Raw genomic sequence first — 12,322 nt, forward strand, 5'->3', positions numbered from 1 at the left:
ACCGGAGGCTTCGACAAGCTCAGCCACCTGTGTTCAGCCCTTGGTCAGTGGCCGCAGCACCCCTTCGTGGTTTCGCGAGGCCCCTGAGCTTGTCGAAGGTCCCTGAGCCTGTCGAAGGGACCGGAGGCTTCGACAAGCTCAGCCACCTGTGTTCAGCCCTTGGTCAGTGGCCGCAGCACCCCTTCGTCGACGGGGAACGCCACGTCGTAGAACAACTGCGGCGCACCGACGGCGCCCCAGTCGTCTTTCTTGACCCGGATGCCGGAGGTCGAGACCTCGGCGATGCGTACCCGCAGCCACGACCCGTCGGCGAGGCGCAGCTCGTACATGTCGGCGAGGTAGCCGATCCCGCGCTCCTCGAGCGTCTCCTCAGCGGTCAGCCAGTCGACCGCCTCGGGCGAGCGCCGGCCAAGCAGGTCGATGACGACGAAGCCGTCGCCGTTCGGCTCCATCCACCCGAGCACCTCGCCGTCGGGGCGTCGGTGCGTGATCCAGTCGCTGCGCATGGCGTCGAGCCTACGGCCGGTGCCTCGGCTGGTCGACTGTCCAAGACACGCCGCATTGGGCGCGGCGGTTACGGCGTGTCTCGGACACTCAACGGGTTTGGTGACATCCCGTGCCGGCCCGGCGCCCGGCGCCCGACGCGCCGCGCGCCCGGTGCCGTGCCGGCCCTGGTCGACCGTCCAAGACGCGCCGTAATGCGAGGGGGAGTTGCGGCGCGTCTTGGACACTCGACCGCGATGAGAACGCCGACCCGTAGACAACTCGATTACCGAGCCGTAATCTAACTCCATTACTGATCGGTAACTCAACGAGGAGTTGTCATGACGCAGGGCTACCGCGAACTCGTCGCCGAGCTGCGCGAGCGGCGAGAGACGATCGCGAGGGGCGGACCGGATGCCGCGCGCGAACGCCACGTCGCCCGCGGCAAGATGCTCGCCCGGGACCGCATCGACGAGCTACTCGACGTCGGGAGCCCGTTCCTCGAGGTCGCGCCGCTCGCGGCCTACGGGATGTACGGTGGCGACTGCCCCGCCGGCGGCGTGGTCGCGGGCATCGGGCTCGTCCACGGCCGGCACGTGATGGTGGTCGCCAACGACGCGACCGTGAAGGGCGGCAGCTACTTCCCGATCACGGTGAAGAAGCACCTGCGCGCGCAGGAGATCGCCGCCGAGAACCGCCTGCCGTGCGTGTACCTCGTCGACTCGGGCGGTGCCTTCCTCCCGATGCAGGACGAGGTCTTCCCCGACCGCGACCACTTCGGCCGCATCTTCTACAACCAGGCCCGCATGTCGCGCGACGGCATCCCGCAGATCGCGGCGGTGCTCGGCTCGTCGACCGCGGGCGGCGCGTACGTCCCGGCGATGAGCGACGAGACCGTGATCGTGCGGAACCAGGGCACGATCTTCCTCGGCGGACCGCCGCTGGTCAAAGCCGCGACCGGCGAGGTCGTCACCGCCGAAGACCTCGGCGGCGGCGTCGTGCACACTCGCGTCTCGGGCGTCGCCGACCACCTCGCCGAGGACGACGCCCACGCGCTCGAGATCGTGCGCGACATCGTCGCGACGCTGCCTCCCCCCGAACAGCGGATGCCGGAACCCGCCGCCGACCCCGAGAAAGACCCGCGAGAGCTCGAGGACATCGTGCCGGTCGAACTCACGACCCCCTACGACGCCCGCGAGATCCTCACGCGGATCGTCGACGCCGGCAGCATCCACGAGTTCAAGCGTGAGTACGGGGAGACCCTCGTCACCGCCTTCGCCCGGATCGAGGGGCACCGGGTCGGGATCATCGCGAACAACGGCGTCCTCTTCGGCGAATCGGCCCTCAAGGGGGCGCACTTCATCGAGCTGTGCGACCAGCGCGGCATCCCCCTGGTGTTCCTGCAGAACATCACCGGATTCATGGTCGGCCGCGAGTACGAGTCGGGCGGCATCGCCAAGCACGGCGCGAAGATGGTCAACGCCGTCGCGTGCGCCTCGGTGCCCAAGCTCACGGTCGTCGTCGGCGGGTCCTTCGGCGCCGGCACCTACTCGATGTGCGGACGCGCGTACTCGCCGCGCTTCCTCTGGCTCTGGCCGGGTGCGCGCGTCTCGGTCATGGGTGGTCCGCAGGCGGCATCCGTCCTCTCCACCGTCCGCCGCGACCAGATCGAGGCCGGCGGCGGCGAGTGGTCGGCCGAGGAGCAGGCCGCCTTCGAGGCGCCGGTCCGCGAGCAGTACGAGCGGCAGGGGAGCCCGTACTACTCCACGGCCCGGCTGTGGGATGACGGGATCATCGAGCCGTCGCAGACCCGCGACGTTCTCGCCCTCGCCCTCGACGTGATCACCCGTTCGCCCCTCGACGCGCCGGGCTACGGCGTCTTCCGGATGTGAGGAGCCACCCCATGTTTCACACCGTCCTCATTGCCAACCGCGGCGAGATCGCCTGCCGCATCATCCGCACGCTCCGCCGTCTCGGCATCCGTTCCGTCGCCGTCTACAGCGATGCGGATGCCGGGGCCCGCCACGTCCACCTCGCCGATGTCGCGGTGCGCCTGGGACCGGCGCCGGCGGCGCGGAGCTACCTCGACGTCGACGCCGTGATCCGCGCGGCGCGGGAGACCGGGGCGGAGGCGATCCATCCCGCGTACGGATTCCTCTCCGAGAACGCCGCCTTCGCGCAGGCCTGCGAGGAGGCCGGGATCGTCTTCATCGGGCCGGGCGCCGAGGCGATCCGGGTGATGGGCGACAAGATCTCGGCGAAACACGCGGTCGAGGCGCGCGGGGTGCCGACCGTCCCCGGGGTCGCGCGCGCGGGCATGACCGACGACGAGCTGATCGCCGCCGGCGACGGCGTCGGCTACCCGCTCCTCATCAAGCCCTCGGCGGGCGGCGGGGGCAAGGGCATGCACGTCGTGGAGGCGCCCGAGGCGCTGGCGGGGGCGATCGCCGCCGCCCGACGCGAAGCAGCGGCGAGCTTCGGCGACGACACCCTGTTCCTCGAGCGCTACGTCCGCGCCCCGCGCCACATCGAGGTGCAGGTGCTCGCCGACGCGCACGGCGCGGTCGTGCACCTGGGCGAGCGCGAGTGCTCGCTGCAGCGCCGTCACCAGAAGGTCATCGAAGAGGCGCCGTCGCCCCTCCTCGACGCCGAGACCCGCGCGCGCATCGGCCAGGCCGCGTGCGAGACCGCGCGCAGCGTCGACTACCGCGGCGCGGGGACGGTGGAGTTCATCGTGTCGGCCGAGGCTCCGGGGGAGTTCTTCTTCATGGAGATGAACACGCGCCTGCAGGTCGAGCATCCGGTCACCGAAGAGGTCACCGGCCTCGACCTCGTCGAGCAGCAGCTCCGGATCGCTGCCGGTGAGCCCCTCGGCTTCGATCAGGATGCCGTCGCCCTCACCGGCCACGCGATCGAGGCGCGCGTGTACGCCGAGGATCCGGCATCCGGGTTCCTGCCGACGGGTGGTCGGGTGTCGCGCGTGGTGCACCCCGCGGGGGAGGGGATCCGCGTCGACACGGCGCTCGAGGACGGCCTCGACGTCTCGGTCGACTACGACCCGATGCTCGCGAAGGTCATCGCGTGGGGGCCCGACCGCGAGAGCGCGCGACGGCGGCTCGTCGCCGCGCTGGGCGACACGGCGGTCTTCGGCTTCGCGACCAACGTCGAGTTCCTGCGGCGGTTGCTCGAGGTGCCCGCGGTCGTCGACGGAGAGATCGACACCGGGCTCATCGCTCGGGAACTCGAGGGGCTCACGACCGAGGAGGTCGATGAGCGAGCTCTCGCGGAGGCGGCTCTGATCCTGGATGCCGCGGCCTCGCGCGCGCGGGAGCCGTGGCGACGCCGCGACGGCTGGCGGCTGGGGGCACCCGCGCCGCGCCGCTACCGTCTCGCGCTCGGCGGAGAGCCGGGAACGGTCGAGGTGGGCGGGGCGGGCGAGACGCTTGCGGTCGCGGGGCCGGTGCGCAGCGCGGTCGAGGCGACCGCGGCGGGAGAGACGATTGCGGCGGCCGCGCCCACGCGAGCCGGTGAGCGGGAGCCCGCGCGGATCGTCCGGCACGACGACGGTCTCGTGTCGGTCACCCTCGACGGCCGTACGCGGACCCTCGCGGCCGAGGTCGACGCCGACGGCGCGTGGATCGCGCGGGGCGGGGCGGTGCGACGGGTCGAGGTCGTGCGAGCGGTGCACCGCGCCGACGCGGCGGCGGACGCCGACCCGCAGCTCGTGTCGCCGATGCCGGGCACCGTGGTGATGGTGCACGTCGCCGACGGGGCGACGGTGGAGGTCGGCGACGCGGTCCTCGCCGTGGAGGCGATGAAGATGGAACACGTCGTGCGATCGAGCGTCGCGGGGACGGTGCGGCTGCAGGCGGCGGTCGGCGACGTGGTCGCGCGCGGGCAGACGCTCGCGGTGGTCGCGCCCGGCGGCGGCGAGCCGGGTGGAGCAGGAGCGGGCGCGGAGACACCTCGCGAACCCGGCACGGACGACGGAAGGGGCGGGGAGTGAGTGGCATCCGGATCATCCAGAGAGGGCTCTACTTCGACGAGATCGAAGAGGGCGCGACCTACGTGCACAGCCCCGGCCGCACGGTGACCGAGGCCGACAACGTCCTCTTCACGACACTGACGATGAACACGCAGTCACTGCACCTGGATGCCGCGTGGTCGGCGTCGACCGAGTTCGGCGAGCGTCTCGTGAACAGCATGTTCACCCTGTCGACGATGGTCGGGCTCTCGGTCGCGCAGCTCACCCAGGGCACGATCGTCGCCAACCTCGGCTTCAGTGACGTGCGCTTCCCCGCTCCCGTGCGCGTCGGTGACACGCTGTACGCCGAGACGCTCATCGCGGGTAAACGCCTATCGACCTCGCGGCCGGGCCAGGGGATCGTGGAGTTCGCCCACACGATGCGCAACCAGAATGGGGTGGTGGTCGCCGAAGCGCGCCGCTCGACCCTCATGCTCGTAAGCCCTGCGATCGCGCCCGACCCCGACCGGGCCCCGGGCCCTGACCGTGGCCCGGGCCCTGACCACAGCCCCGAGGAGGCGCCCTGATGCACGGCCCCGCCCTGCTGTTCTGCCCCGCCGACCGCCCCGACCGGTACGCCAAGGCGGCCGCGGCGGCCGACACCGTGATCCTCGACCTCGAGGATGCCGTGGCTCCCGCCGACAAGGTACGCGCGCGTGAGGCGCTCGCCGCTCATCCTCTCGACCCGGAGCGGGTGATCGTCCGGCTCAACGCGGCGGGATCGCCCGACCACGCGCTCGACCTCACCGCCGTCCGGGCGAGCGGGTACACGACCGTGATGCTCGCGAAGGCCGAGTCGTCCGCCGACGTCGAGGCGACGGACGGGTTCGAGGTCATCGCGCTGTGCGAGACGGCGCGCGGCATCGTGCGCGCCGCCGAGATCGCCGCGCACCCCGCGACGGTCGGGCTGATGTGGGGAGCCGAAGACCTCATCGCGAGCATGAACGGACGCTCGAGCCGCTTCGCCGACGGCCGCTACCGCGACGTCGCCCGCACCGCGCGCGCGAACGTTCTGCTCGCCGCCCGCGCCCACGGCAAGGACGCGATCGACGCGGTACACCTCGACATCGCCGACCTCGAGGGCCTGCGCGCCGAGTGCGAGGATGCCGCGGCCTCGGGGTTCACCGCGACGGCGTGCATTCACCCGACCCAGGTGGAGACGATCCGCGCGGCCTACGCGAGCTCGGACGCTGAGCGTGAGTGGGCCCGGGCCGTGCTCGCCGAGGCGGAGGGACAGCCCGGGGTGTTCCGTTTCCGCGGGCGCATGATCGATGAGCCGGTGCTGCGGCAGGCACGCGAGATGCTGCGGTGACGGCAACCTGGCGCGCGACGCAGAAAGCCAACCGCCGGGCGTCGCTGATGCGTTCGGCGGCGGCACTGTTCGCCGAGCGGGGCTTCGCGGCCGTTTCGACGGTGGAGTTGGGCGAGGCCGTGGGCATGAGCGGCCCCGCGCTGTACAACTACTTCCCGAGCAAAGAGGCGCTCCTCGCCGAGCTGCTGATCGACGCCAGCCGCCGCCTGCTCGAGGGGGGTCGCGCTCTGGTGGCCGAGGCCGGGTCCCCCGACGAGGTTCTGTCGCGGCTCGTCCGCTTCCACCTCGACTTCGCGACGGCCGACCCCGACACGATCCGTATCCAGGACCGCGAGCTCGCCCAACTGCCCGCCGACGCGAATCACCAGGTGCGCAGTCTGCAGCGGCGATACGTGCAGGAATGGGATGCCGTCCTGGCATCCGTCCGTCCCGAACTCGATGCGGCCGAGCGCCAGACGCGCCTCCTCGGCACCTTCGGCCTGCTCAACTCGACCCCGCACAGCGCCGAATCGTCCGGCGACCGCGCGGCGGAGATCCTGGCCGCGATGGCCCTGCGCGCGCTGGTGGGGGCTGCCGGAGGCTGACGTCGCTGAGCGGGGCCGGGGCTGTGGTTCCGGGCCGCGGGCCGGGGCCGTGGCATCCTGTGCCGTTGTGCGGAGTTCGTGGGTGACGCGCCGTGTGGCGGCCGTGGACGGCGGCGTGTCGGGCCTGGAGTCCGCGTGACGGTACGCGGGGTGGTGCCGGGGCTGTGGTTCCGGGCCGCGGGCCGGGGCCGTGGCATCCTGTGCCGTCGTGCGGAGTTCGTGGGTGACACGCCGTGTGGCGGCCGTGGGTGGCGGCGTGTCGGGCCTGGAGTCCGCGTGAGGGTACGCCGGCCGGTGCCGCCGGGGCGGTGGCATCCTGTGCCGTCGTGCGGAGTCCGTGGGCGACGCGCCGTGTGGCGGCCGTGGCTGGCGGTGTGTCGGCCCTGAACTCCGCCCGAGGGTTCGGCCCGTGGCGCCCGAGCGACGCCCCGTCACTCCGGCAGGAAATACTCCCGCGCCAGCGGGGCGATCTCGATTCCGGATGCCGTCGCGGCGGTGACCCAGCGAAGTTCCACGATCTCGGCATCCAGGACCGGCTCCTGGTCACCGATGTCGACACGGAACACGTCCGCAACCACTTCGAAGCCGGGTTCGTTCGCCGCCGCGGCCGCGAACTCGCCCAGCGGCTCGAGGGCGGCGGGACCGACGTCGAGGTTGATCTCCTCGGCGAGCTCGCGGGCGAGGGTCTCGGCCGCCGTCTCGCCCGCCTCGGGCTTGCCGCCGGGCTGCATGAAGGCGGTGGTCCCCGCCTTCCGCACGAGCAGCAGGCGTCCCTCGGCGTCGGTGATCACCGCGGCGGAAACGCGGATTCGGCGCGGGGTCGTGGCATCCGTCTTCACCCCCGCACGCTAACACCCGCGCGGGGCCACCTCGTAACAGCGTTGAGTGTCCAAGACACGCCGCAACCGCGCGGGCGGAAACGGCGTGTCTTGGACACTCAACGGGGACGGGGACGGAGGTGCAGCGTCAGACCGTGCCGCGGCGGATGCCCGTCACGATCGGACGCGTTGACGCGAGGGCCGCGGCGACCAGCCCGAAGCCCGCGACGAAAGTCACGGCGATCGTCGCCACCGACAGCGGGGCCATCACGAGACCGATCCCCACGATCGGGAACGACAGCACCCCGCCCAGGGCGGCACCGCCCACCGCGGCCCACCGCAGGGGAACCATGACCGTGAGCCGGCGGGCGCGGCGGAGTTCGGCATCCGGGATGCCGAGCCGGTCGAGGCCGACGATGAGGTCGCGCTCCTCGAGCGCCGACGCCGCCTGCGTGACCCCCACCGCGCACGCGAGCAGGACGAAGGCGATACCGAGCGTGAGGAGAACGCCGGTGCGGATGTCGGTCAGAAGCGTCACGCCCTCGGCACCCTCGGCCGCGTTGACGACGGCCAGGCCGCACCCGGCGACCACCGCGATGAACGACACGATCGCCATGCCCGACACCCGGCGCCAGGACGGACCCGCGTGAGCCGCGAGCTCACGACCCGCGACGAGCTGCGCCGCACCTTTCGCGTGGCGGGCCATGGCGCGGCCACGGGCCGCGATGATCGGCGCGCCCACGAGGTTGAGCAGGGCCATGCCGCCCACGAACAGGCCGAGGAGCACCGCCACGGCGAGGGCGGATCCGACGAGGCTACCGACGACGCTGAAGTTGGCGATTAGAAGGATCACCGCGGCGAGGCCGACGAGACCGGCGATCAGCGCGCCGCGACGCGACGGCGGCGCGGCGCTGCGCGTCCGCACGCCCAGCGGGGTCACGGTGACCTTCCGCAGGCTCGCGGCGGCGCTGATCGCGGCGATGACGACCACGCCCACCAGCACGCCCGCCCCCAGGAGAGGGGTGATCGCGACGGCCGCGACCCCGACCGGGCCGCCGAAGAACGGGAGCAGGCCGACCAGCGGCAGGAGCGCGGCGTACAGCGCCACGCCCGCGACGGCGCCCGCGGCAGCGACGAGCGTGGCCTCGAGCACCGTGAGCGCCCAGATCTCGCGTCCGCTCGCGCCCAGCAGACGCAGGGTGGCGAGCCGGTCGTTGCGGCGGCGGCTCGACAGGCGCGCGGCCGCCGCTCCGAGCGTCACGAGCGGGACGGCCAGCAGCAGCAGGGCGAGCGAGGCCAGGATGCCGTAGACCCCGTCGCCGCTCTGCGTTCGAGGATCCACGAGGAACATGTGCGCGCCACCGGCGACGGTGAGGAGCAGAGCCGTGGTCACCGCGAAGGCGACCGCGGGGAGGACGAGCGCCGCGCGACCCTGGCGGCTGGGTCGCGACAGCAGACGGGCCAGGGGGAGGACGGTGCTCACCGCAGGACCCCCGCGGTGTCGTCGACGACCTGGCCGTCGCGCAGGCGCACGATGCGCGAGCAGCGGCGGGCGACCTCGGCGTCGTGCGTGACCATGACGAGCGTCCGGCCCTGGCCGGTGGTGGCGTGCAGGAGCGCGCTCAGCACGTCGGTCGAGGTGGCCGAATCCAGCGCACCGGTGGGCTCGTCGGCGAAGACGACCGGTGCCCCGGTCACCTGCGCGCGGGCGATCGCGACGCGTTGCGCCTGCCCGCCCGAGAGCTGACCGATGCGGCGGGACTCCATTCCCGCGAGTCCCAGGGCGGCGAGCCAGCCGGCGGCGTGGCGCTCGGCATCCGGTCGCCTCATCCCGGTGAGCAGCAGCGGCAGGGCCGCGTTCTCGACGGCGGTCAGCTCGGGCAGCAGCAGGTGCTCCTGGAAGACGAAGCCCAGGAGCGTGCGGCGGACGCGCGCGCGTTCGCCCTCGCTGAGGCCGACGAGCTCGATCGGCTGAGCGCCCGGTGGCGAGAGCACGACGGAGCCGGAGTCGGGTGCGATCACGGCGGCGAGGGTGTGCAGCAGGGTGGTCTTGCCCGACCCCGACGCCCCCATGACGGCGACGGACTCGCCGGCGCGGATGGTCAGGGACACGGAGTCGAGCGCCGACAGCTCGCCGTAGCGCTTGACGAGTCCGGTGGCGGTGAGGACGGGAGAAGAGGTCATGCCTCCATCCCAGCCGCGGGGGTCGGCCGTGTCGTCCGTCCCGGAGCGTATCCGCATCCGCCGCGGGAGGGACCCCGATCATCCGACGAGGATGCGCGCCCGTCCACCCACGTGGGTCGAGGTGATGGGCACGCCGTAGACCTTCGAGACCCGCTCCGACGACAGGGCCGCGTCGGGGGCGCCGTCGGCGAGGACCCGCCCGTGCTGCAGCAGGACGACCCGCGTGCAGTACGCGGCAGCGAGATCGAGGTCGTGGAGGGTCAGCACGGCGGTGGCGGCGGTGTCGCGCAAGTGCGCGAGAAGAGCGTGCTGGTGACGCAGGTCGAGATGGTTCGTGGGCTCGTCCAGCAGGACCACTTCCGCCTGCTGCGCGAAGGCGCGCGCCAGAAGCACGCGCCTTCGCTCGCCACCCGACAGGGCGTCGAGGGTGCGATCCAGCAGCCCCGTCAGCTCCCACCGCTCGGCCACCGCCGAGACCACCGCGTGATCGTCGCCGTCGTAGCGATGCCAGTCGCCGCGGCCCGCCGCGCGCCCGAGCAGCAGCACGTCGCGCGCCCGGTACGGCAGATCGGTGTGCTCGTCCTGCGCGACGAAGGCGAGGTGCCGCGCGCGGTCGCGGTCCCGCAGGCGCGTCAGGTCACGACCGTGGAGGAGCACGCGCCCGCCGGCCGGGCGGGTGAGCCCGGCCAGCGCGCGCAGCAGAGAGGTCTTCCCCGCACCGTTGGGGCCGACGATCGCGACGCGCTCACCCGGGTGCAGGGTGAAGGAGAGATCCTCGATCACGCGGTGGCGTCCGTGCGCGACGGCGACCCCGTCGGCCTCGAGCAGTGCGGGGGTGTCAGCCATCGGTGCCCGCGGTGATGGTCTCCAGGCCCGCGATCGCCGCGGGCGCCGGGCTCGACGTGTCGGCACCGACCATGACGATGCGGCCGGCCTTCACGGCATCCAGTTCTCCGATCCCGGGCTCGGCGAGCAGCTTCTCGCGCGCCTGTTCCTCGGTCTCTCCGTACAGACCGTGCGTGAGCACGATCCAGGTCGGCTGCGCCGCCAGGAGGCTCTCGGTCGAGACGGTGAGGTACACGTCGCTCTGGTCGCCGTACACGTTGTCGAGTCCGGCCGCGGTCAGGACCGCCGCGGGCATGCCCGCTCCGCCGTATGCCGAGATCGGGTCCTCCGACGAGAAGTAGTACACCCAGGCCGCCGAGTCTCCGGTCGCGGGGCGCGTCGCCGCGGCGATCCGCTGGTCGAGGGCGTCGGCCGCGGGGTCGGCGGTCGCGCTCGTGTCGAAGACCGTGCCCAGGCGCCGGACATCGGCGGTGATCGTGTGCAGGTCGACGGCCCCGCTCGCGGTGGTGGCGTCGTGCCCGCATTCGCCCTGCACGGTCAGGATCGGGATGCCGGCTGCCTTCACCTGCGCCGGGTCGGCCGAGAAGAGCCCGTAGCCGAACACCAGGTCGGGCGTCGCCCCCACGATGGTCTCGGTCGTCGGGTCGGCGGGGTCGAGGATGAGGTCGTCGGAGGGCGGGTCGGTGATCGAGGCCGCGAGCGCCGCTCCGAACTCGGCGGTGCGGGCGGTGACGGCGTCTCCGGCGCCCGCGGCGGCGAGCAGCTCGACGGCGGCGGTCCCCACGGTCAGCACCCGCTCGGGGCGTGCGTCGATCTGCACGTCGGTTCCGCAGTCGGTGACGGTCACGGGGTACGTCTCTCCGGAGTTCGCGGAGGGAGCGGCGGCGCCGGGGGAGGAGCATCCGGCGAGGGCAGTGGCACCGACCAGGAGGAGGGAGGTGGCGAGGGTGGGACGCGAGCGCATCGATTTCCTTTCGGGTGGGGCTGTCACGCGTCGCGGCTGCGACGGGCGATCAGCAGGAGGAGCAGGGGAGTGCCGAGCAGGGCGGTCAGGATGCCGAGCGGGATCTCCCGCGGAGCCAGCACGGTGCGCGCGAGCGTGTCGGCGGCCACGAGGAGCAGCCCGCCGAGTAGCGCGCTCGTGGGCAGGAGGAGGCGATGTGTCGCTCCGACGAGTCCTCGGGCGAGGTGGGGGACGACGAGACCGACGAATCCGATGGACCCGCTCACCGCGACCGCGGCGGCGATGGCCACCGCGGTGACGATGGCGACGTTTCGGCGGAGGCGGTCGGGGTCGCTCCCGAGGCTCCGGGCCACGTCGTCGCCGAGGCCGATGGCATCCAACCGGCGTCCCCAGACGGTGAGGATGCCCACCGTGGTCACGAGGGCGAGAGCGACGAGTGGCAGGTCGGTCCACGACGCCTGCCCCAGGGAGCCGAGCATCCAGAAGGTGATCGCGCGGATCGCGTCGCGGTTGTCCGAGAGCACCACGACGAGATTCGTCACGGCCGAGAGGGCGTACCCGACGGCGAGTCCGGCGAGCACCAGTCGACCCGAACCGAGCCGACGGCGCGGACCGACGAGCACGAGCACGACGACGAGCGCGAGCAACGCCCCCACGAAGGCTCCGCCCGAGGTCGAGAGCGTGCCCGCGAGCGCGCCGACGCCCAGCGCGATCACGGCGGCTGCGCCGAGCGAGGCGCCGGAGGTGATCCCCAGCAGATAGGGGTCGGCGAGGTCGTTGCGAACGACCGCCTGCAATGCCGCGCCGCTGGCCGCGAGGATCGCGCCCACGCAGAACCCGAGCAGCACGCGCGGCGCGCGCAGCTGTCCGACGACGGTGTCGGCCAGACGTGTGGCATCGGTGCTCCCCGCCGTTCCCGTCAGTGCGCGCCAGGCTGCGTCGACGACCTCGGCCGGGGTGAGCGCGATCTGGCCGACGGCGACGGCGAGCACCATGACGACCGGAACGGCAGTGGCGAGCAGAACGACGACGGCGACGGCCGGTCGGCGGCGTCGAACGGTCGTCGCCGACTTGACGTCGGTCGTGAGCTCTCCTACGGTCATGGCC

General features: G+C 72.7%; 12 protein-coding genes. 5 read left to right on the forward strand and 7 right to left on the reverse strand.

What is annotated here, in order from left to right:
• Window positions 1-152 precede the first annotated feature (152 nt).
• Window positions 153-506: a hypothetical protein gene (locus AB0O24_RS04375; protein ID WP_307384072.1), complete on the reverse strand. Its 354-nt coding sequence runs from the start codon at window positions 504-506 to the stop codon at window positions 153-155.
• A 318-nt stretch (window positions 507-824) separates the two neighbouring features.
• Here AB0O24_RS04375 and AB0O24_RS04380 point away from each other — a divergent pair, with 318 nt between their 5' ends.
• The 5 genes from AB0O24_RS04380 to AB0O24_RS04400 are packed head-to-tail and all read left to right on the forward strand — an operon-like array spanning window position 825 to window position 6,403.
• Complete coding sequence (locus AB0O24_RS04380; protein ID WP_363372833.1) at window positions 825-2,375, forward strand: carboxyl transferase domain-containing protein; 1,551 nt, start codon at window positions 825-827, stop codon at window positions 2,373-2,375.
• Between the two features lie 11 nt (window positions 2,376-2,386).
• Window positions 2,387-4,489: a biotin carboxylase N-terminal domain-containing protein gene (locus AB0O24_RS04385; RefSeq protein WP_363372836.1), complete on the forward strand. Its 2,103-nt coding sequence runs from the start codon at window positions 2,387-2,389 to the stop codon at window positions 4,487-4,489.
• Window positions 4,486-5,034: a MaoC/PaaZ C-terminal domain-containing protein gene (locus AB0O24_RS04390; RefSeq protein WP_363372839.1), complete on the forward strand. Its 549-nt coding sequence runs from the start codon at window positions 4,486-4,488 to the stop codon at window positions 5,032-5,034. The genes AB0O24_RS04385 and AB0O24_RS04390 overlap by 4 nt, the downstream gene beginning before the upstream one ends.
• A complete protein-coding gene (locus tag AB0O24_RS04395; protein ID WP_363372842.1) occupies window positions 5,034-5,819 on the forward strand; it encodes a CoA ester lyase in 786 nt (261 codons plus the stop codon). The genes AB0O24_RS04390 and AB0O24_RS04395 overlap by 1 nt, the downstream gene beginning before the upstream one ends.
• Window positions 5,816-6,403 (forward strand): TetR/AcrR family transcriptional regulator, encoded by a 588-nt coding sequence (locus AB0O24_RS04400; RefSeq protein ID WP_363372846.1) that lies wholly within the window; start codon window positions 5,816-5,818, stop codon window positions 6,401-6,403. Before AB0O24_RS04395 ends, AB0O24_RS04400 begins: the two co-directional genes overlap by 4 nt.
• Window positions 6,404-6,834: 431 nt before the next feature.
• Here the strand turns inward: AB0O24_RS04400 and AB0O24_RS04405 are convergent, their stop codons facing one another.
• The 6 genes from AB0O24_RS04405 to AB0O24_RS04430 form a co-directional block, all read right to left on the reverse strand.
• Complete coding sequence (locus AB0O24_RS04405) at window positions 6,835-7,242, reverse strand: NUDIX domain-containing protein (protein WP_363372848.1); 408 nt, start codon at window positions 7,240-7,242, stop codon at window positions 6,835-6,837.
• A 127-nt stretch (window positions 7,243-7,369) separates the two neighbouring features.
• A complete protein-coding gene (locus AB0O24_RS04410) occupies window positions 7,370-8,704 on the reverse strand; it encodes an FtsX-like permease family protein (protein ID WP_275798472.1) in 1,335 nt (444 codons plus the stop codon).
• Window positions 8,701-9,405: an ABC transporter ATP-binding protein gene (locus tag AB0O24_RS04415; protein WP_275798474.1), complete on the reverse strand. Its 705-nt coding sequence runs from the start codon at window positions 9,403-9,405 to the stop codon at window positions 8,701-8,703. The genes AB0O24_RS04410 and AB0O24_RS04415 overlap by 4 nt, the downstream gene beginning before the upstream one ends.
• Before the next feature lie 78 nt (window positions 9,406-9,483).
• Window positions 9,484-10,251 (reverse strand): ABC transporter ATP-binding protein, encoded by a 768-nt coding sequence (locus AB0O24_RS04420; protein WP_275798475.1) that lies wholly within the window; start codon window positions 10,249-10,251, stop codon window positions 9,484-9,486.
• Complete coding sequence (locus AB0O24_RS04425) at window positions 10,244-11,215, reverse strand: ABC transporter substrate-binding protein (protein ID WP_275798477.1); 972 nt, start codon at window positions 11,213-11,215, stop codon at window positions 10,244-10,246. The genes AB0O24_RS04420 and AB0O24_RS04425 overlap by 8 nt, the downstream gene beginning before the upstream one ends.
• Window positions 11,216-11,238: 23 nt before the next feature.
• Window positions 11,239-12,318 (reverse strand): iron ABC transporter permease, encoded by a 1,080-nt coding sequence (locus AB0O24_RS04430; RefSeq protein ID WP_363372853.1) that lies wholly within the window; start codon window positions 12,316-12,318, stop codon window positions 11,239-11,241.
• Between the last annotated feature and the right edge of the window lie 4 nt (window positions 12,319-12,322).

The sequence above is a fragment of the Microbacterium sp. NPDC086615 genome (assembly GCF_040686055.1).
Taxonomy (GTDB): Bacteria; Actinomycetota; Actinomycetes; order Actinomycetales; family Microbacteriaceae; genus Microbacterium.